General features: G+C 70.5%; 21 protein-coding genes and 3 tRNA genes. 6 read left to right on the plus strand and 18 right to left on the minus strand.

Annotated elements, in window-relative coordinates; translation table 11 throughout:
- Positions 1-63 precede the first annotated feature (63 nt).
- The gene (locus ACIBK4_RS07075; protein WP_398992803.1) at positions 64-1104 is read left to right on the plus strand and encodes an adenosine deaminase; all 1041 of its coding nucleotides are present in this window, start codon (positions 64-66) and stop codon (positions 1102-1104) included.
- Here ACIBK4_RS07075 and ACIBK4_RS07080 read toward each other — a convergent pair.
- Both ACIBK4_RS07080 and ACIBK4_RS07085 read right to left on the minus strand, forming a co-directional pair.
- Positions 1085-1750: a hypothetical protein gene (locus tag ACIBK4_RS07080; RefSeq protein ID WP_398992805.1), complete on the minus strand. Its 666-nt coding sequence runs from the start codon at positions 1748-1750 to the stop codon at positions 1085-1087. The two genes, ACIBK4_RS07075 and ACIBK4_RS07080, sit on opposite strands and share 20 nt — an antisense overlap.
- Positions 1751-1780: 30 nt before the next feature.
- Positions 1781-2419 (minus strand): TetR/AcrR family transcriptional regulator, encoded by a 639-nt coding sequence (locus tag ACIBK4_RS07085; protein WP_398992807.1) that lies wholly within the window; start codon positions 2417-2419, stop codon positions 1781-1783.
- Between the two features lie 123 nt (positions 2420-2542).
- Here ACIBK4_RS07085 and ACIBK4_RS07090 point away from each other — a divergent pair, with 123 nt between their 5' ends.
- Entirely contained in the window at positions 2543-3175 is a 633-nt protein-coding gene (locus ACIBK4_RS07090) for an NAD(P)-dependent oxidoreductase (RefSeq protein ID WP_398992809.1), read from the plus strand.
- Positions 3176-3218: 43 nt separating this feature from the next.
- Here ACIBK4_RS07090 and ACIBK4_RS07095 read toward each other — a convergent pair whose 3' ends face one another.
- The 3 genes from ACIBK4_RS07095 to ACIBK4_RS07105 all read right to left on the minus strand — a co-directional run bounded on the left by ACIBK4_RS07095 (position 3219) and on the right by ACIBK4_RS07105 (position 6559).
- Positions 3219-4274: a UDP-N-acetylmuramate dehydrogenase gene (locus ACIBK4_RS07095; RefSeq protein WP_398992811.1), complete on the minus strand. Its 1056-nt coding sequence runs from the start codon at positions 4272-4274 to the stop codon at positions 3219-3221.
- A gap of 154 nt (positions 4275-4428) precedes the next feature.
- A complete protein-coding gene (locus tag ACIBK4_RS07100; RefSeq protein WP_398992813.1) occupies positions 4429-5892 on the minus strand; it encodes a DHA2 family efflux MFS transporter permease subunit in 1464 nt (487 codons plus the stop codon).
- 94 nt (positions 5893-5986) lie between these two features.
- Positions 5987-6559: a TetR/AcrR family transcriptional regulator gene (locus tag ACIBK4_RS07105; protein ID WP_398992815.1), complete on the minus strand. Its 573-nt coding sequence runs from the start codon at positions 6557-6559 to the stop codon at positions 5987-5989.
- Positions 6560-6662: 103 nt separating this feature from the next.
- Between ACIBK4_RS07105 and ACIBK4_RS07110 the strand changes: the two genes are divergently transcribed.
- Positions 6663-7088 carry a hypothetical protein gene (locus ACIBK4_RS07110; protein WP_398992817.1) on the plus strand — a complete coding sequence of 142 codons (426 nt, stop codon included), beginning with the start codon at positions 6663-6665 and terminating at the stop codon, positions 7086-7088.
- 61 nt (positions 7089-7149) lie between these two features.
- Here the strand turns inward: ACIBK4_RS07110 and ACIBK4_RS07115 are convergent, their stop codons facing one another.
- The 5 genes from ACIBK4_RS07115 to ACIBK4_RS07135 form a co-directional block, all read right to left on the minus strand.
- Positions 7150-7578, minus strand: coding sequence for a MaoC family dehydratase (locus ACIBK4_RS07115; RefSeq protein WP_398992819.1), 429 nt, complete (start codon positions 7576-7578; stop codon positions 7150-7152).
- A gap of 1 nt (position 7579) precedes the next feature.
- Positions 7580-8032 (minus strand): MaoC family dehydratase N-terminal domain-containing protein, encoded by a 453-nt coding sequence (locus ACIBK4_RS07120; protein ID WP_398992821.1) that lies wholly within the window; start codon positions 8030-8032, stop codon positions 7580-7582.
- Positions 8033-8144: 112 nt separating this feature from the next.
- Complete coding sequence (gene rpmG, locus ACIBK4_RS07125; protein ID WP_003948671.1) at positions 8145-8309, minus strand: 50S ribosomal protein L33; 165 nt, start codon at positions 8307-8309, stop codon at positions 8145-8147.
- 88 nt (positions 8310-8397) lie between these two features.
- Positions 8398-8470 (minus strand) — tRNA-Met (locus ACIBK4_RS07130).
- A 46-nt stretch (positions 8471-8516) separates the two neighbouring features.
- A tRNA-Thr gene (locus ACIBK4_RS07135) sits at positions 8517-8589 on the minus strand.
- A 269-nt stretch (positions 8590-8858) separates the two neighbouring features.
- Between ACIBK4_RS07135 and ACIBK4_RS07140 the strand changes: the two genes are divergently transcribed.
- Entirely contained in the window at positions 8859-10136 is a 1278-nt protein-coding gene (locus tag ACIBK4_RS07140; protein WP_398992823.1) for an amidohydrolase family protein, read from the plus strand.
- Positions 10137-10279: 143 nt separating this feature from the next.
- The gene (locus ACIBK4_RS07145) at positions 10280-10936 is read left to right on the plus strand and encodes an NAD(P)H-binding protein (RefSeq protein WP_398992825.1); all 657 of its coding nucleotides are present in this window, start codon (positions 10280-10282) and stop codon (positions 10934-10936) included.
- An 82-nt stretch (positions 10937-11018) separates the two neighbouring features.
- On the opposite strand, the gene ACIBK4_RS07150 is transcribed toward ACIBK4_RS07145, so the two are convergent.
- The 3 genes from ACIBK4_RS07150 to ACIBK4_RS07160 form a co-directional block, all read right to left on the minus strand.
- The gene (locus tag ACIBK4_RS07150) at positions 11019-11231 is read right to left on the minus strand and encodes a hypothetical protein (protein ID WP_033282563.1); all 213 of its coding nucleotides are present in this window, start codon (positions 11229-11231) and stop codon (positions 11019-11021) included.
- A gap of 57 nt (positions 11232-11288) precedes the next feature.
- Entirely contained in the window at positions 11289-12110 is an 822-nt protein-coding gene (locus ACIBK4_RS07155; protein ID WP_398992827.1) for a polysaccharide lyase family 7 protein, read from the minus strand.
- A 226-nt stretch (positions 12111-12336) separates the two neighbouring features.
- Positions 12337-12418 (minus strand) — tRNA-Tyr (locus tag ACIBK4_RS07160).
- A gap of 234 nt (positions 12419-12652) precedes the next feature.
- On the opposite strand from ACIBK4_RS07160, the gene ACIBK4_RS07165 reads away from it, so the two are divergent.
- Positions 12653-13141 (plus strand): YajQ family cyclic di-GMP-binding protein, encoded by a 489-nt coding sequence (locus ACIBK4_RS07165; protein ID WP_033282561.1) that lies wholly within the window; start codon positions 12653-12655, stop codon positions 13139-13141.
- Positions 13142-13376: 235 nt separating this feature from the next.
- Here ACIBK4_RS07165 and ACIBK4_RS07170 read toward each other — a convergent pair whose 3' ends face one another.
- The 5 genes from ACIBK4_RS07170 to htpX form a co-directional block, all read right to left on the minus strand.
- Complete coding sequence (locus ACIBK4_RS07170; RefSeq protein WP_398992830.1) at positions 13377-13643, minus strand: GlsB/YeaQ/YmgE family stress response membrane protein; 267 nt, start codon at positions 13641-13643, stop codon at positions 13377-13379.
- Between the two features lie 179 nt (positions 13644-13822).
- A complete protein-coding gene (locus ACIBK4_RS07175; protein ID WP_398992832.1) occupies positions 13823-14389 on the minus strand; it encodes an SMI1/KNR4 family protein in 567 nt (188 codons plus the stop codon).
- 117 nt (positions 14390-14506) lie between these two features.
- Positions 14507-15664 (minus strand): barstar family protein, encoded by a 1158-nt coding sequence (locus ACIBK4_RS07180; RefSeq protein ID WP_398992834.1) that lies wholly within the window; start codon positions 15662-15664, stop codon positions 14507-14509.
- 12 nt (positions 15665-15676) lie between these two features.
- Positions 15677-16069: a YccF domain-containing protein gene (locus tag ACIBK4_RS07185; RefSeq protein WP_266860840.1), complete on the minus strand. Its 393-nt coding sequence runs from the start codon at positions 16067-16069 to the stop codon at positions 15677-15679.
- Positions 16066-16929: a zinc metalloprotease HtpX gene (gene htpX / locus ACIBK4_RS07190; protein ID WP_043682714.1), complete on the minus strand. Its 864-nt coding sequence runs from the start codon at positions 16927-16929 to the stop codon at positions 16066-16068. Before htpX ends, ACIBK4_RS07185 begins: the two co-directional genes overlap by 4 nt.
- Positions 16930-17062 lie beyond the last annotated feature (133 nt).

Raw genomic sequence — 17062 nt, forward strand, 5'->3', positions numbered from 1 at the left:
GAGCAAGACCACGATCGGGGAAAGCGGTACCGGGAGGACAGGAACGTACGGCAGGATTCCCGGATGGAGCGTGTACGTGATGTCTCTGAACTGCCGAAAGCCCATCTGCACCTGCACTTCACCGGGTCGATGCGGCCGACCACCGTGCTGGAGCTCGCCGACAAGTACGGCGTACGCCTGCCCGACGCCCTGACCGAGGCGCTGACCAGCGGGGAGCCGCCGAAGCTGCGGGCCACGGACGAGCGGGGCTGGTTCCGTTTCCAGCGGCTGTACGACGCGGCGCGGTCGTGTCTGCGGGAGCCCGAGGACATCCAGCGACTGGTCCGCGAGGCCGCCGAGGAGGACGTCAGGGACGGCTCGGGCTGGCTGGAGATCCAGGTGGACCCGACGTCGTACGCACCGCGCCTCGGCGGGCTGATCCCGGCGCTTGAGGTCATCCTGGACGCGGTGGAGACGACCTCCCGTGAGACCGGGCTCGGGATGCGGGTGCTGGTGGCCGCGAACCGGATGAAGCACCCCCTGGACGCGCGCACGCTGGCTCGGCTGGCGGTGCGGTACGCGGACCACGGAGTGGTCGGTTTCGGCCTCTCGAACGACGAACGCCGGGGTATGGCACGGGACTTCGACCGGGCCTTCGCGATCGCCCAGGAGGGTGGCCTGCTGTCCGCGCCGCACGGCGGCGAGCTGGCGGGCCCGGCCTCGGTGCGGGACTGCCTGGACGACCTGCATGCGACCCGTATCGGCCACGGCGTGCGCGCGGCGGAGGACCCGCGTCTGCTCAAGCGCCTCGCCGACCGGGGCATCACCTGCGAGGTCTGCCCGGCCTCGAACGTGGCCCTGGGCGTCTACGAGAAGCCCGAGGACGTGCCCCTACGGACCCTCTTCGAGGCCGGCGTCCCCCTCGCGCTCGGCGCCGACGACCCGCTCCTCTTCGGCTCCCGACTGGCCGCCCAGTACGAGATCGCCCGCCGCTACCACGCCTTCTCGGACCGCGAACTGGCCGAACTGGCCCGGCAGTCGGTCCGCGGATCGGCCGCCCCGGAGGACATGAAGACCAAGCTCCTGTCGGGCATCGACGACTGGCTCAGTGCCCCGGTCGCTTGAAGTGGGCGTAGGGCGGATACGGCTTGAAACAGATCGCGACCTCGGGGCAGCGCGAGCCGTGCGGGTAGGGAAGCAGTTCGCTGCTCAAGGAGGTCACATAGGCCGAGTGCCCTTTGACGACCCGCTTCTCCCGCGGCCCCCAGCCGGCCGCGTAGGCGAAGTGTCCGGCGGCGGTGGCGAGGACGTCACGGTCGCCGATGAGGAAGTACGTACGCGCGTGCGTGGTGTGCCGCAACTGCCCACGGGCGTACGGCCGCTCCTCCCACGCGCGCGCGTGGCGCTCGGTACGGGCCTCGTCCGTGCGCACGGTGAGCGGGGTCCCGCGCCCCAGCGAGCGCCGCAGTTCGGGCCACTTGGAGGGCCGTAGCCCCGCCTCCTGGTGGGCCACCACCAGATCGACCAGCTCCCCGCACCCCTCGTCGGGCGGCACGCCGTCCCGCAGCGGGATGTGCACGATCGTGTGCCGGGAGTGCGCGGCGAACGAGAACAGCCCGGCCAGCCGGTTCAGCCCGTCGTGGTCCCCCAGGAGCATCCCGAACGGCGCCGGGTCGCGCAGTGAGGTGTGGCGCAGGGGCTGCCCGGGCTGGACGACCCGGTGTTCGTGCGGGCCGGTCCGGGGCCTGAACTGGCGGAGTCTCAGCTCCATTCGGGGTGCCTCATGGGGCAAGGGTCCCGGTCAGGAGGGGGTCTCGGCAACGGAGATTCCGCCCAGCAGCGTCCGGGCCAGGCGGGGCGCGAACTCGTCCACGGGCGGGCGGGCGCCGGTGCCCGCGGCCTCGTAGGCGAACGCGCGCTGGGCGCAGGCGCCCAGGAGGAGGGACGCGGCCGCGAAGGTGTCCGCGTCGGGGCGGACGCGGCCGACGGTCTGTTCGGCGCGCAGATAGGCGTCCAGGGCCTCGATCGGCTTGTGGGGGCCGGAGCCGAGCCGGCGCAGCGCCTCGTCGTGGCGGCGCTTGAGCTGGGTCTCGGCGTACAGGGAGGCCGCGATCGGGAAGCTCTGTTCGTAGAAGAGGGCCGCCTGGCGGGCGATCTCGGTGAGGTTGTCCGCCAGGGAGTGCCGGCCGGGTTCGGCGGCGAGGCTGCGCAGCAGGGGGGTCAGCCGGGGCAGCCGTTCCGTGAGGACGCTGATGAACAGCTCCTCCTTGCTGGCGAAGTACTTGTAGAGCGCGGCTTCGGAGCAGCCCGCGGCTTTCGCGATCTCCTTGGTGGTCGCCTTGGCCAGGCCGACGGTGAGCATCAACGCGTGGGCGGCGTCGAGGATGCGGACCCGGGCGGGTTTCTGCGCGGCGGGCTCGGCGGCCGGTTTCTGCTGCATGGGGCCCAAGGATTCCATGTGCGGTCCGTTCGGGCTTGACGGGTGAGTGAGTACTTACCCACTCTAGAGGGAGACAGGGGTGAGTAAATACTCACCCACCTCGTTCAGGGGCAGGAGTGCGCCATGAAACTCACCGTTTTCGGTGCCACCGGAGGCATCGGCCAGGAGATCGTCCGCCAGGCGCTGGCCTCGGGCCACGAGGTCACGGCGGTCGTACGGGACCCGGCGCGGCTGACCGTGCGGGGCGCGGGCCTCGACGTGGTCCGCGCGGATCTCACCGACCCGGAGGCGGTACGCCCGGCGGTCGCGGGCCGGGACGCGGTCCTGTCCGGGCTCGGCGCGCGCAGCCGCAAGGACGCGGGGATCGCGACCCGGCTCACACGGGCGGTCCTGGCGGCCATGGAGGCGGAGGGGGTGCGCCGGGTACTGGTGGTGAGCGCCGGCCCGATCGGCCCGGACCCGGAGGGCGCGGGCCTCCTGGACCGCACCGTGCGCGGGCTGATCTCGGCGCTCCTGAAGGACGTGTACGACGATCTACGGGAGATGGAGGCGGCCCTGGCCGCCAGTGCCACCGACTGGACGAGCGTCCGCCCGCCCCGCCTGCAGAACAAGCCGGTGACCGGCAGGTACCGCACGGTGGTGGACGGCTTCCCGGACAAGGGCCGGTTCATCGGCCGGGCGGATGTCGCGCACGCGATGCTGACGATGGCCGACGATCCGCGGACGGTGAAGCAGGGGGTGGGGGTGGCTTATTGAAGCCCTCCGGAGAGGGTCTGTTGAGGCTCTCCGGAGAGCCGTGTCAGAGGCTGACGCCGACCGTCACCGGTTCATTGACGAGCGTGATCCCGAACGTGCCGTGCACACCGGCGACGACCTCGCGCGCGAGGGCGAGCAGGTCCTCGGTGGTCGCCTCGCCGCGGTTGGTGAGGGCGAGGGTGTGCTTGGTGGAGATGCGGGCGGGTCCGCTGCCGTACCCCTTGGTGAAGCCCGCCTTGTCGATCAGCCAGGCGGCGGAGGTCTTGGTGTGGCCCTCCCCCGCCGGGTACGCGGGCGGCTCCGCGCTCTCCCCGAGACGCTCCTTCACGCGCGCGTGGAACGCGGTGAACTGCTCGTCGGTGAGGATCGGGTTGGTGAAGAAGGAACCGGCCGACCAGGTGTCGTGGTCCTCGGGGTCCAGGACCATGCCCTTGCCGGCGCGCAGCGCGAGGACGGTCTCGCGGGCCTGCGCGAGCGGCACGCGCGCGCCGGGCTCGACGCCGAGGACACGGGCGGTCTCGGCGTATTTGACCGGCGCCGACAGCCCCTCGGCGTCCTCCAGCTCGAAGCGGACGCGCAGCACGACATAACGCTCGGGGTCGGCCTTGAAGCGGCTGTGCCGGTACGAGAAGGCGCACTCCTCGTTCGTGAGGGTGACCGTCTCGCGGGCCCGGCGGTCGTACGCGGTGACCTCGGTGATGGTGGCGGAGACCTCCTGGCCGTACGCCCCCACGTTCTGGATCGGGGTCGCGCCGGCCGATCCGGGGATCCCGGCGAGGCACTCGACCCCGGCGAGCCCGGCCTCCACGGTGCGGGCGACGGCGTCGGTCCACACCTCGCCGGCCGCCAACTCCAGCCGTGTGCCGTCGAGTTCGAAGCCCCGGGTGGCGATGCGCAGGGCGGTGCCCTCGAAGCCCTTGTCGCCGATGACCAGGTTCGACCCGCCGCCGATGACCAGCAGCGGTGTCCCGGAGTCGTCGGCCGCGCGCACGGCGTCGATCACCTCGGCGTCGGTGGTCGCGGTGACGAGCCGGGCCGCGGGTCCACCCAGCCGGAAGGTGGTCAGCGGGGCGAGGGGAGCATCGTGAAGTTCCAGCACGCGCCCAAGCCTACGAGACGGCACTGACAGCGCCGGGCGCCGCGGGCACACCTGGCCGTGACGCGTCCCCGGGCCGCCGTACGCCGACCGGCACGCGCGCGTACGGCCCCGCCGGTGAGGACGGGGCCGTACGCGCGCGTGCCGGTTGTCGGGCTCAGTGGGCGGCGGTCTCCAGGGCCGCGGCCGAACCGGTGGGCGCGGAGTCGGCGTCGGACGCGATCGCCGTCAGCCGTGCGGTGTGGCGCCTGGTCGGTATCGCCAGGGCGGCGACTCCGGCGAGGGCCACCACCGCCGCGCCCGTGACCAGGGCGGGCCGCAGTCCGTCCACGAAGGACTGACCGGAGGCGTAGCTGCCCTGGGCGGCGAAGATCGACGACATGATCGCGATGCCGAGTGCGCCGCCGACCTCGCGCAGGGCGTTGTTGGCACCGGAGGCGATGCCCTGTTCCTGCGGGCGGACGCTGGACATGACCAGGTTGGCGGCCGGGGCGAAGTACAGGGCCATGCCGACGCCGCTGATCATCAGGGCGGGCAGCTGGGCGGCGTAGGAGGCGTGGGCGGTGGCCACGACGGACATCCAGCCGAGGCCGAGGGCCTGGAGGAAGAGGCCGGCGGCGACGACCGGGCGGCCGCCGATGCGGTCGGACAGGATGCCGGCGATGGGCGCGACGAGCATCGGCATACCGGTCCAGGGGAGCATCCGCAGGCCCGCCTCGGTGGGCGAGTAGCCGAGGACGCCCTGCATGTACTGGCTGAGCAGGAAGATCGAACCGAACATCCCGAGGAACATCAGCAGGCTCGCGGCGTTGATGCCGGCGAAGGCGCGGGAGCGGAACAGGCGCATCGGGAGCATGGGGTTCTTGGCGCGGGTGCTGTAGAGCACGAACCCGGTGAGCAGGGCCGCGCCGGCGAACAGACCGGTCAGGACGAACGGGCTGGTCCAGCCGTCGGCGGGGCCGCGGACCAGGCCGTAGACGATGCCGAAGAGGCCGCCGCTGGCGAGCAGGGTGCCGGGGACGTCGAGCGGGGCGCCGGAGCCGTGCGACTCGGCGAGGCGGAGGCGGGCGAGCGGGAGGAGGGCGAGGCCCAACGGAACGTTCAGCCAGAAGATCCAGTGCCAGGAGATGTGTTCGGTGAGGCTGCCGCCGATGAGGGGCCCGGAGGCGACGGCGAGTCCGTTGACGGCGCCCCAGATGCCGAACGCCATCCCGCGCTTGGCCACGGGGACCGCGGCGGTCAGCAGGGTCAGGGTCAGCGGCATCATGATCGCCGCGCCGACACCCTGGACCGCGCGGGCGGCGATCAGGGAGTCGATGCCGGGTGCCATGGCCGCGGCGGCGGAGGCGACGGTGAAGACGGAGATGCCGACGAGGAAGAGCCGCCGACGCCCGAACCGGTCGCCCAGCGCGGCGCCGAACATCAGCAGGACCGCGAAGGTGAGCGTGTAGGCGCTCACGGTCCATTCCAGGTCGTCCAGCGCGCCCCCGAGGTCCTTGCGGATGGAGGGCAGGGCGGTGGTGACGACGAGGTTGTCGAGGGCCGCCATGAATCCGGCGACGCTGGTGATGACGAGGGCCCAGACGGCTCCCCCGCGACGAGGTGACTGCTGCTCTGACATCGCTCCCCCAAAGGGCGATTGATACCGATGATTAGTTATTGATGACTAACTTTTGCGGTCATGAAGAGGCGCAGAATCCGCCTCTTGCCCGCCGCTACGACTTCTCCAGCCGACCGGTGACACGGGCCTCCGGGTACAACCCCTCCCAGACCCGGTGCTCCGGCGGAAAACCCATGGCCGCAAGGGTGTTGATCAGCATTCCGTACGCCAGGAAGGTCGTGGTCTGGTCCACATCCGCCCCCAGGGGCAGATGCACGGTGTCCCAGAGCTTCATCCAGCCCTTCCGCACGACCTCGCCGAACTCGTGGTCACCCTCCGCCTCGGCGGCGGCCACCGTGATGTACGTCTGCATCTGCATCTGGAGCTTCTCGGGGTGCTCCGTGATGAGCCGCACGTAACCGTTCGCCATGGAGTGCAGGGCCTCTTCGCCCTCCAGCCCCTTGGACGACTCCTCCATGACCCGGCACACGTCCTCGACACACCTGAGCGAGGCCGCCGCGAAGATCGCCTTCTTCCCCGGGAAGAGCCGGAAGAGATACGGCTGCGAAACCCCGACCCGCTTGGCGATCGCCTCGGTGGAGGTGCCGTAGTACCCCCGCTGCGCGAACTCGGCGATCGCCGCGCGGATGACGCTCTCGCGCCTCTCTTCTGCGCTCATCCTGACCATACGAGAAAGTTAGTACTCAATCACTAACTACGTCAAGGGGTGGGGTTCGGAGGACTTGGCGGACCCGGCGACGGTCCGGGACGGCGGCCGGGATACTGCTCCCGTGCTGCTGACCTGGATCGCGGAACTGGCCGACGAACCGCTGACCCTGAACCCGGCCGACCGGACCGAGGAGGTGGACACCAACACCTGGGGGCTGGGCCCGGAGCCCGCCGACGGGCCGCCCCTCCCCGTCGCCGCCGTGGTGACCGCCTTCGAGCGCACGGCCGAAGCACTCCGCTGCCGGGTCCGCGAGCCGGGGTTCCCGGGAGCCGTGACGTTCTCCGTCTGGCACGACGCCCAAGCGGGCGCACTCCGGTGCTCCACGGCCGCGCTGCCGACGACGGAGCTGCCGTTCGGCGGTGCCTACCGGCCGACGTACGACCTCGCGCCCATCGTCGAGGCCTTCCGCGCCGCGGACACGCCCCAGCCGGACGAGATGCCGTTCCCCGTGTGGGTCGAAGAAATCGGGCTCCTGGCTCGCGAGTAAGGGGCGCCGCCACGACCGACGCCCCTTACCTCAACCCACCGCGGCCGATACCCCCGACCGATCAGGCCAGTCGTACGACCGCCCGTGACATCCCGAGCACCTTCTGGCCGGCGCTCATCGCCACGAGGTCCACGCGGACCGTGTTGTCGTCGAGCTTGGCGGCGACCTTGGCGCTGACCTCGACGGTCGCGCCCTGGTCGTCGTTCGGGACGACGACGGGCTTGGTGAAGCGGACGCCGTACTCGACGACCGCGCCCGGGTCGCCGGTCCAGTCGGTGACCACGCGGATCGCCTCGGCCATGGTGAACATGCCGTGCGCGATGACGTCGGGGAGCCCGACCTCCTTGGCGAACTTCTCGTTCCAGTGGATCGGGTTGAAGTCCCCGGAGGCACCCGCGTACTGGACGAGGGCGGCGCGGGTCACGGGAAAGGCCTGGGCCGGCAGTTCGGTGCCGACCTCGATGTCGTCGTACGCGATCTTCGCCGTCATGTCAGCTCTCCTCCGCCGCGCGGGCCACGAGCTTGGTCCAGGCGGTCACGACGTGCTCGCCCGCCTCGTCGTGGACCTCGCCGCGGATGTCCAGGATGTCGTTGCCCGCCATCGACTTGATCGCCTCGATCGTGGAGGTGACCTTGAGCCGGTCGCCGGCGCGCACGGGGCGGACGTAGACGAACTTCTGGTCGCCGTGTACGACGCGGCTGTAGTCGAGGCCGAGCTGCGGGTCCTGGACGACCTGTCCGGCGGCCTTGAACGTGATGGAGAAGACAAAGGTCGGCGGGGCGATCACATCGGAGTGACCGAGCGCCTTGGCGGCCTCCGGGTCCGTGTACGCCGGATTGGCGTCGCCCACCGCCTCCGCGAACTCGCGGATCTTCTCCCGGCCCACCTCGTACGGGTCGGTGGGCGGGTAGGTCCGCCCCACGAAGGACTGGTCGAGCGCCATGGCCCGGTACCTCCTGCTGTTCCTGCCGCTGTTGATGTTCGTGCTGCTGTGTGGGGAACGACGCGAGGCCGCCCCCAGACTTCGGGGACGGCCTCGTGTACGAGCCTGTTTCTTATCGCGTTTCGCGGTGCGCGGTGTGCGCATTGCAACGCGGGCAGTGCTTCTTCATCTCCAGTCGGTCCGGGTTGTTACGCCGGTTCTTCTTGGTGATGTAGTTCCGCTCCTTGCACTCCACGCAGGCCAGCGTGATCTTCGGGCGGACGTCGGTGGCAGCCACAGGAGTGCTCCTTGACGAACGGATGGGACTATGAACGCATAACAGAGTAGCCGATCGAAGGACCGACCCCGCAATCGGCTACTGTCAGTAGCGGTGACCGGACTTGAACCGGTGACACAGCGATTATGAGCCGCTTGCTCTACCGACTGAGCTACACCGCTGTGATGCGATCAGTTCCCATCTTGCGACGGGAACCTTTCACACCAGAGCCCCAATACGGAATCGAACCGTAGACCTTCTCCTTACCATGGAGACGCTCTACCGACTGAGCTATTGGGGCGAGCGATGAAGACATTACACGCTCGGCGACCGTTCGCCCAAATCCGTTTCGCGGCCCCGCTCCAGCCGCTTCCACGGCCCTCCCAGAGGCCTCGGGGGCCCCTCTCGTATGGGGGACCACACCGGTACGACTATTGCGTTCCTCCCGGCCGTGAGCGGATCACCGCCCTAGGCTCGACTCACTCTGCGTGACCTTGCGCCCCTTTGCGCAGTCCCCAGTCCTGAGCCCCGAAGCCCCGAGCCCGCGAAGCCCTGAGCCCCTGGAGCGCGATGCCCGACAGTCAGCCCCAGCCGTCCCACTCGTCGTCCGGCCCGTCGGGATCCTCAGGCTCGTCGGGACCGGCCGACCCGGCCGCGCTCCTGCTGTGCGGGGCCCGGCTGACCGACGGCCGGACCGTGGACGTACGGCTGGGCGGCGGGCGCATCGAGGCGGTCGGCACGGCCGGCAGCCTGGCGACGGACGCCACGCGCGCGTGCGGCGCGCGCGTGGACCTCAGCGGCTATCTCCTCCTCCCGGCCCCGGCGGAGCCGCACACGCACAGTGACACCGCCTTGTCGGCCGAGAACGGCGGACCGGTCTCCTACGACCCCGAGGACGTCCAGCGGCGCGCGACCGAGGCCGCGCTGCTGCAACTCGGCCACGGGGCGACGGCGCAGCGGGCACACGTGCGCGTGGGGGACGTTCAGGGGCTGGGCGCCCTGGCCGCCGTGCTGCAGGCGCGGCGGGCGTTGCGGGGGCTGGCGGAGCTGACGGCGGTGGCGATGCCCCGGCTGTTGACCGGGGTGGCGGGGGCGGACGGGCTCGCGATGCTGCGGGACGCATTGAAAATGGGTGCCTCCGTAGTGGGCGGTTGTCCAGATTTGGACCCCGATCCGACGGGGTATGTGGAGGCGGTCCTGGAGGTCGCGTCCGAGCACGGCTGCCCGGTCGACCTGCACACGGACGCGGCCGACCCGACCCGGCTGGCCCGGTTGGCGGCGGTCGCGGGCGGGATGCGCCCCGGGGTGACGCTCGGCCCGTGCGGCGGCCTGGGGCGGTTGCCGGCGGACACGGTCACCCGGATCGCGGACCAACTGGCCGCCGCCGGCGTCACCGTGGTGTGCCTGCCGCAGGGCGGATGCGGCGGCGTCGACCGCCGGGGCACGGCTCCCGTACGACTGCTGCGCGCGGCCGGTGTCCACGTCGCGGCGGGGAGCGGCGCCCTGCGTGACGTGTCCAACCCGGTGGGCCGCGGAGACCCGTTGGAGGCCGCCTACCTACTGGCCTCGCGGCACGGGATGCGGCCCGAGGACGCCTACGACACGGTGAGTTCGTCGGCGCGCTCGGCGCTCAGCCTGGCCGAAGTCCGCGTCGAGGCGGGATTTCCGGCCGAACTGCTCGCGGTGCGCGGCGACCGGCTCGCGGGGGCGCTGTCGCTGGCGTACAGCCGGATCGTGGTGCACCGGGGGCGCGTGGTGGCACGGACGAGCGCGGTGCGGGAGTACTGCAACACGGCGGCGGGCTCGGAGTTGGGGCTGCCCCGGCAGGGACGGGGCGAGTTGTCGTGAGCGACTTTCGTTGCGCCGGGGCGTACGCCTGAGGCGCTACGGCTCGGGTCCGCGCGCCCGGCGCGTCCGTCGCGGGTGTGCGCCGCTGGGACGCGGCTGAAGTCATGCGGCGCGTGCGGCCGTCCGGGCGTACGGTCGAAGGCATGCGCATTGTCATCGCTGGAGGTCATGGTCAGATCGCGCTGCGGCTGGAGCGCCTGCTCGCCGCGCGCGGTGACGAAGTCGCGGGCATCATCCGCAACGCAGGACAGAGCGACGATCTACGGGCGGCCGGCGCCGAACCGCTCGTGCTCGACCTGGAGTCGGCCTCGGTCGAGGAGGTAGCGGCGCAGCTGCGGGGCGCGGACGCGGCGGTCTTCGCGGCGGGCGCGGGCCCGGGCAGCGGCACGGACCGCAAGGACACGGTGGACCGGGGTTCGGCGGTGCTGTTCGCCGACGCGGCGGTCCTGGCGGGCGTACGACGTCATGTCGTCGTGTCCTCGATGGGCGCGGATCCGACGCACTCCGGGGACGGCGTCTTCGACGTGTATCTGCGGGCCAAGGGCGCGGCCGACGCGTATGTGCGCGGCCTCGACGCCCTGGACTGGACGATCCTGCGGCCCGGTTCGCTCACGAACAGCGCCGGCACCGGGCTGGTCCGGCTGGAGGCCCACACCGGGCTCGGGTCGATCCCTCGGGACGATGTGGCCGCCGTACTCGCGGAGTTGGTGGAGACGCCGGCGACGGCCGGGCTGACGCTGGAGCTGATCAGTGGGTCCGCGCCGGTGTCGGTGGCGGTGAAGTCGGTGGCGGGTAACTGAGGCCTCAGGAACCGGGGTTCCCTGACGGGTGGTGCCTCACGAGGTTCGCCGCCGGGCGGTGCCCCTGCGGATTCGCCGCCGGCTAGAAGAGCGGCATCTGGCCGGGGAACTCCGGGACCACATACCCGTCCAACGCGGGCTGGGCCGCCCCGAGTTCCGCCTGGCGGCGGGACCCGGGGCAGGACACGAGGTCGCCGGTCTCCCGTGCGCCGGGCGGGTCGTGCCGCGCGAACCGGCCGGCCACGACGGCGATTTCACGACGGCACTCGGGGCAGCTTCTGCGGCGTGACGACATGGGATCAGTCTGCCCCGCCGCAGGCCGGGTCGGCCGTCGAGGCTCGCGCGGGCTCGTTCAGCTGTGGGCGACGGTGAGGCCGTAGAAGGCGACGCGGGCGCCCTTGGTGGTGCTGTCGGAGGACGACTGGTTGTACGAACCGGCCTTGAAGTACTGCTTGTACGCGTTGAAGGACGACGGGATGGCGTAGTGCGTGGTGCTCCCGTTGACCGTCAGGTTGATGGTGTTCCCGCCCGAGACGCCGATCGTGTAGCTCCACGTCTTGCCGACCGCCACGTTGCCCACGGTGTGCAGGGTCTGGCCGCCGGAGGGCGAGTTCTCGGTGCCGAGGACGATGTCGCCGCTGGAGCGGTAGTACAGCTCCAGCAGCGGCTTGGTGGACGTGCCGCCGGTGCCGAGGTGGATCTGGCCGACGCAGACGTTCGACGTGACGGAGACGACCCGCAGCGTCGCCTTCATCGTGTGGGTGCCGCTGAGCGACCAGTCGGCGGCGCTGCCGCTGCGGTTCATCTCCCGCAGTTCGGAACGGGCGTAGTTCGAGTTGGGGGTGGTGACGCCCTTCTCCGGCGCCCAGAAGGTCATCGCGCCGTCGCGGGTGTCCGTGTAGAAGTACGAGTCCTGGAAGCCGTTGGCCCCCTGGAGCCGCGACGACGAGATCGTCGTGGGCGAGCCGGGGGAACCGATCGGCTCCTGGAGCTGCCACACCCCCAGGTCGAAGTTCCCGCCGGGCGCGACGGTCGGGTCCGCCAGGGGTGCGGCGACGGCGCGGGGGGTGTTGCCGACGGCGGTACTGCCCGACGCGGCGGGGGCCGTGAGGGCGAGGCCGCCGGTGACGGCGACGACGGTGGCCAGGGAGGTGAGCAGCGTACGCATGCGCATGGGGGGTGCCTTCCTGTCTGCTCTGTGGACTCGGTTGGCGCACGCCCATGGTGTTCACATGGATGAACTTTGTGTTTCAACATGAACGCGGTGTCGCGACAGTAGGGCTGTGGCACGGGCACGTCAAGACTGGCGGCGGAGCAAGGGGATGCCGCGGAGAACGCTCCAGGAACGACGAAAGGGTCTGTGATCAGCATTGCTGCTGATCACAGACCCTTCGATCATGTGGCGGCGCCAGGGTTCGAACCTGGGTAGGCTAAGCCGGCAGATTTACAGTCTGCTCCCTTTGGCCACTCGGGCACACCGCCGGGGATGCTGCCCCTCGAACCGCTTTTCGGCGGTGCTCCGTGGCAACGACGTAAACGATACCCGATGCCCAGGGGTGCTTCGCCACCCGATTGACCGGCGCTCGGAGGGGAGGGGGTGGCTAGGCTTATGCGGATGCGGCCCGGGGCCTACGCCGGGCTCGGCGGCTGCCCCGACGCACGCCGATACGCAGTGACACGCATCGATACGCACCCTGATACAAGGAGCCACAGGACATGGCCGACTCCAGTTTCGACATCGTCTCGAAGGTCGAGCGGCAGGAGGTCGACAACGCCCTCAACCAGGCCGCCAAGGAGATCTCGCAGCGCTACGACTTCAAGGGCGTGGGTGCGTCGATCGCATGGTCCGCCGAGAAGATCCTCATGGAGGCGAACTCCGAGGAGCGGGTCAAGGCGATCCTCGACGTCTTCCAGTCCAAGCTGATCAAGCGCGGCATCTCGCTGAAGGCGCTGGACGCCGGCGAGCCGCAGCTCTCCGGCAAGGAGTACAAGATCTTCGCGTCGATCGAGGAGGGCATCTCCCAGGACAACGCGAAGAAGGTGGCGAAGATCATTCGCGACGAGGGCCCCAAGGGCGTGAAGGCCCAGGTGCAGGGCGACGAACTCCGGGTCAGCTCGAAGAGCCGCGACGACCTCCAGGCCGTGCAGGCCCTGCTCAAGGGCAAGGACTTCGACTTCGCGCTGCAGTTCGTGAACTACCGGTAGAACCACGCCTCCTGCGCCGCCGCGCAGGTACAGGGATACGAGGAAGGGTGGGCACCCGTCGGTGCCCACCCTTCTCGCCTGCCGGCTGCGGTACGGGGGGGGGGCGCTGGGGCCGGTCCGGCCGGTCAAGTCGCAGGACGGTGGCGGCTGTTGCCGACCGGCACCGGTGAGCGACTGCGACGCCGCAGATGTGCGGGCCGACACCCGCGCCTGCGGCGGAGCCGCCGTACAGCCCCTAGTTGCGCGAGTTGCCGAACAGGACGCGGTAGACGATCAGGAGGACGAGTGCGCCGCCTATCGCCGAGGCCCAGGTGGCGCCGTCGTAGAAGTTCTTGGCGACCGGGTGGTCCAGCCAACGGGCCGAGATCCAGCCGCCGATGAACGCGCCGGCGATGCCGATGATGGTCGTGCCGATGAAGCCGCCCGGGTCGCGGCCCGGCAGCAGGAATTTGGCGATGGCTCCGGCCAACAGTCCCAGGATGATCCAGCTGATGATGCCCATGCCGTGAACCTGCCCTTTCGCGCTGTGCTTGCACTGATCCGGAGCTGTGAATTCCGCCCGGACAGGCTGTGTTCGTGGGTCCTTGCCACGGCCTGTCGCTGAATGTTCCGCCGTGTCGATGAACAGGACGTCACGGATGCGTGTGGTGGTTGCAGGCATCCGTGGCCTGCGGCGACCGCTCAGGAAACCTGTGCTGTCGTGCGTATGCGGAAGTCGGTCCACGGGGTCGGTTCGGGGGCGCCTTCGTAGTCCTCGTACCAGCCCGTGCCGTCGAGCCAGGCGCTCAGCCAGTCGGCGAGGCCGGGTGCGTCGACGTACCACGCGTGGTCGGCCTCGTCGGCGTTCGGCTCGTAGAGGAGAACCGTGGCCTGTGGGGATCGGCAGTCCACGCACGCGTACATCGCGCAGCCCCAGTGGGATATCGGCAGGACGCCCTCGGGCCAGGGCCAGTCGGGGTCCTTGTGTCCGCTCGCGCGGTTGGCGAGGTACTGCGTGACGGCGGCGGGCTCGCCGGTGGGCGGGTTGTCGAGGAGGGGCAACAGGCCGTACTCCGGGCCGAATCCGCCGTCTCCTATGCGTGAGTAGAGCGCGGCGAGCAGCGGGGGCAGGCGGAAGCCCAGGGCGGCCTCGGCGCGGGTCACCGTGGCCTCGTCCACGGGGGCGGGGAGTGAAGTCCAGCCCGACGGGCGGGTGTTGTGGGCCTCGGCGGCCACCCGGGTCAGCAGTTGCTGCTCGTTCTCGGTCATGGCTTCATGGTGCCGCGCGCCACTGACAATCGGGCCGACCTGTGGACAACCCGGCGGTTGTGGAAAACCTGCTGGTCGTGGGGCGAGAGTCGGCGGGCGTAGTGCGGTGAAGTGCCATCAGGCCAGCCTGACCTCGACGTGCCGTTCGGTGAGGAAAGCCAGCAACTCCTCGAACGTCGGCGGGCGTTGGCCGGTGTGCGGAGTGACGCCGAGGCAGGCGCGGGCTACGGCGGCGTCGTGCCAGACGAGGGTGAAGGGCGGGACTGCTCCCCAGCGGCCGCGAAGGCAGTCGTTCAGGGCGTCCAGGCCCCAACCGAAGTATCCGGCGGGGCCGTTCACCGCCTCGCCCAGCGCGCAGAAGAAGCCGGGCGGGTCGGTGATGTGTCTGCCGTCGAGGTGGTAAGTGGTGCCCGGCGGGCGGTCCGGGGTGTCATGGGTGTGGTTCGCCAGGGCCGTGTCGAGCCAGAACCGGCGGGCTTCGGGGGCGCAACCTGCCCAGCGGTTCGGCTCGGAGGGGCGGCCCTCGTCCCACAGGTCCCACACCTCCCGGGCCGCGAGCGGTGGCCGTTCCGACCAGGGGTCGAGGATGAGGTCGACGAGGCCCGGGCCGCGCGCGGACGGGATCCAGGCCCGTAACTCGCCCTCGGCTGCGGCCTGCACGGGCCGGCCTGACGAGTCGACGCGCACCACCTTGGTATGACCGAGGTCCTCTTCCCCGCCGTCCAGCGCCGCCCGCAGCGCACCGCGCGGGGAGCAGCCCAACAGGCGCAGGGGAGGCTCCAGTTGTTCGGGCCGGTCCTCCTGGACATGGGCCAAGTCCCGGCAGCTGCCCCATCGTTCGCCGTCCGCGCCTCGTATTCGGTAGCCCGGGGACAGCGGCGGGCACTCCGGATAGTCGTAGGGGTTGTCGTCGGACTGGCTGCCCTCGACGGTGATGTCCCTCAACGACAGGTCACGCGCGCACGGGCGGTCGCCTACGACGCGCACGTCCTCCAGCCACCACTCGCCCTCTCCCCTGCCGGTCTTGTCGAGGGTCTCCAGGGTGAGCAGGCCGAGCGGCGCCGAACCGTCGGCACGCGCGCGTGCGAGGGCTGTTCGGAGTTCGCCCTCGGGTGCGCAGCCGAGGAGTTCGTACGTCCCGCGCGCGGGAGGGGGCGGGTCAGCGAAGAGGTCGGCGGCGTCCTCGCACAGGGCCCAGGTCTCCTCGTAGCCGTGCTGGCCGGTGGACTCGGACCCTTCGTCGTACGACAGCAGGACGTACTTCGGCGCCCCCACCGCTGCCCGCCGTCAGCGGGTGGCGAACGGCTGGTCCGTGGGCACGATTTCGCGGCCCAGGGGGAACAGCGAGACCGGGATCAGCTTGAAGTTGGCGATGCCGAACGGGATACCGATGATCGTGATGCACATGGCGATGCCGGTGACGATGTGCGCGAGGGCCAGCCACCAGCCCGCGAGGATCAGCCACAGGACGTTGCCGACGCAGGAGGGGGCGCCCGCGTCCCGGCGCTCGACCGTCGTGTACCCGAAGGGCCACAGGGCGTAGACGCCGATACGGAAGGCGGCGATGCCGAACGGGATACCGATGATCGTGATGCACAGCAGCGCGCCGGCGAGCAGGTACCCGAGGAACAGCCAGAAGCCGCTCAGGACGAGCCAAATGACGTTCAGGATGGTTTTCACTGAGGGCGACCTGCCATCTTTTCGAGCCGGGCGATCCGCTCCGCCATCGGCGGGTGCGTCGAGAACATCTTGGAGAGTCCCTGGCCCGGACGGAAGGGGTTCGCGATCATCATGTGGCTCGCGGTCTCGATGCGCGGCTCCGGGGGCAGCGGAAGCTGCTTGGTGCCGGCGTCGAGCTTGCGCAGCGCGCTCGCGAGGGCGAGGGGGTCTCCGGTGAGTTGGGCGCCCGAGGCATCGGCCTCGTACTCCCTGGAGCGGCTGATGGCCAGTTGGATGAGACTGGCCGCGAGGGGACCCAGGATCATGATCATCAGCATGCCCAGGATGCCGGGGCCGTCGTCGTCGTTCGAGCGGCCGATCGGGATCAGCCAGGCGAAGTTGACGAGGAACATGATCACCGAGGCGAGGGCGCCAGCGACCGACGAGATCAGGATGTCTCTGTTGTAGACGTGGCTCAGCTCGTGCCCGATGACTCCGCGCAGCTCGCGCTCGTCCAGGATGCGCAGGATGCCCTCTGTGCAGCACACGGCGGCGTTGCGCGGGTTGCGGCCCGTCGCGAAGGCGTTGGGGGCCTCCGTGGGCGAGATGTACAGGCGCGGCATCGGCTGGCGGGCCTGGGTGGAGAGGTCGCGGACCATCCGGTACAGGGCCGGGGCCTCGAACTCGCTCACCGGGCGGGCGCGCATCGCGCGTAGCGCCAGTTTGTCGCTGTTCCAGTACGCGTACGCGTTCGTGCCCAGCGCGATCACGACCGCTACGACGAGGCCCGTGCGGCCGAAGAAGCTGCCGATGACGATGATGAGTGCGGACAGTCCCCCGAGGAGAACTGCGGTCCTGAGCCCGTTGTGCCGGCGGTGCACGGTACGCCCTCCAAATCGTGCAGCAGGGGAACCCTTTGCTTGCTGATCTCTGATGCCACTGGTCTCGTGGTGCACGTCCAGTGGACCCTTCCGCACTGGTCAACGCCAGGCGAGGGCCACTAGTTCCCTTGTG

Origin of the sequence: Streptomyces sp. NPDC050528 (assembly GCF_044457795.1) — a bacterium.
In the GTDB taxonomy this organism is placed as follows: Bacteria; Actinomycetota; Actinomycetes; order Streptomycetales; family Streptomycetaceae; genus Streptomyces.

What these genes read in the sequence shown, in the direction of transcription:
- ACIBK4_RS07075 (WP_398992803.1), top strand. Translation starts at nt 64, where the DNA reads ATGGAGCGTGTACGTGATGTCTCTGAACTGCCGAAAGCCCATCTGCAC.
- ACIBK4_RS07080 (WP_398992805.1), bottom strand. Translation starts at nt 1,750, where the DNA reads ATGGAGCTGAGACTCCGCCAGTTCAGGCCCCGGACCGGCCCGCACGAA.
- ACIBK4_RS07085 (WP_398992807.1), bottom strand. Translation starts at nt 2,419, where the DNA reads ATGCAGCAGAAACCGGCCGCCGAGCCCGCCGCGCAGAAACCCGCCCGG.
- ACIBK4_RS07090 (WP_398992809.1), top strand. Translation starts at nt 2,543, where the DNA reads ATGAAACTCACCGTTTTCGGTGCCACCGGAGGCATCGGCCAGGAGATC.
- ACIBK4_RS07100 (WP_398992813.1), bottom strand. Translation starts at nt 5,892, where the DNA reads ATGTCAGAGCAGCAGTCACCTCGTCGCGGGGGAGCCGTCTGGGCCCTC.
- ACIBK4_RS07105 (WP_398992815.1), bottom strand. Translation starts at nt 6,559, where the DNA reads ATGGTCAGGATGAGCGCAGAAGAGAGGCGCGAGAGCGTCATCCGCGCG.
- ACIBK4_RS07115 (WP_398992819.1), bottom strand. Translation starts at nt 7,578, where the DNA reads ATGACGGCGAAGATCGCGTACGACGACATCGAGGTCGGCACCGAACTG.
- ACIBK4_RS07120 (WP_398992821.1), bottom strand. Translation starts at nt 8,032, where the DNA reads ATGGCGCTCGACCAGTCCTTCGTGGGGCGGACCTACCCGCCCACCGAC.
- ACIBK4_RS07140 (WP_398992823.1), top strand. Translation starts at nt 8,859, where the DNA reads ATGCCCGACAGTCAGCCCCAGCCGTCCCACTCGTCGTCCGGCCCGTCG.
- ACIBK4_RS07145 (WP_398992825.1), top strand. Translation starts at nt 10,280, where the DNA reads ATGCGCATTGTCATCGCTGGAGGTCATGGTCAGATCGCGCTGCGGCTG.
- ACIBK4_RS07150 (WP_033282563.1), bottom strand. Translation starts at nt 11,231, where the DNA reads ATGTCGTCACGCCGCAGAAGCTGCCCCGAGTGCCGTCGTGAAATCGCC.
- ACIBK4_RS07155 (WP_398992827.1), bottom strand. Translation starts at nt 12,110, where the DNA reads ATGCGCATGCGTACGCTGCTCACCTCCCTGGCCACCGTCGTCGCCGTC.
- ACIBK4_RS07165 (WP_033282561.1), top strand. Translation starts at nt 12,653, where the DNA reads ATGGCCGACTCCAGTTTCGACATCGTCTCGAAGGTCGAGCGGCAGGAG.
- ACIBK4_RS07170 (WP_398992830.1), bottom strand. Translation starts at nt 13,643, where the DNA reads ATGGGCATCATCAGCTGGATCATCCTGGGACTGTTGGCCGGAGCCATC.
- ACIBK4_RS07175 (WP_398992832.1), bottom strand. Translation starts at nt 14,389, where the DNA reads ATGACCGAGAACGAGCAGCAACTGCTGACCCGGGTGGCCGCCGAGGCC.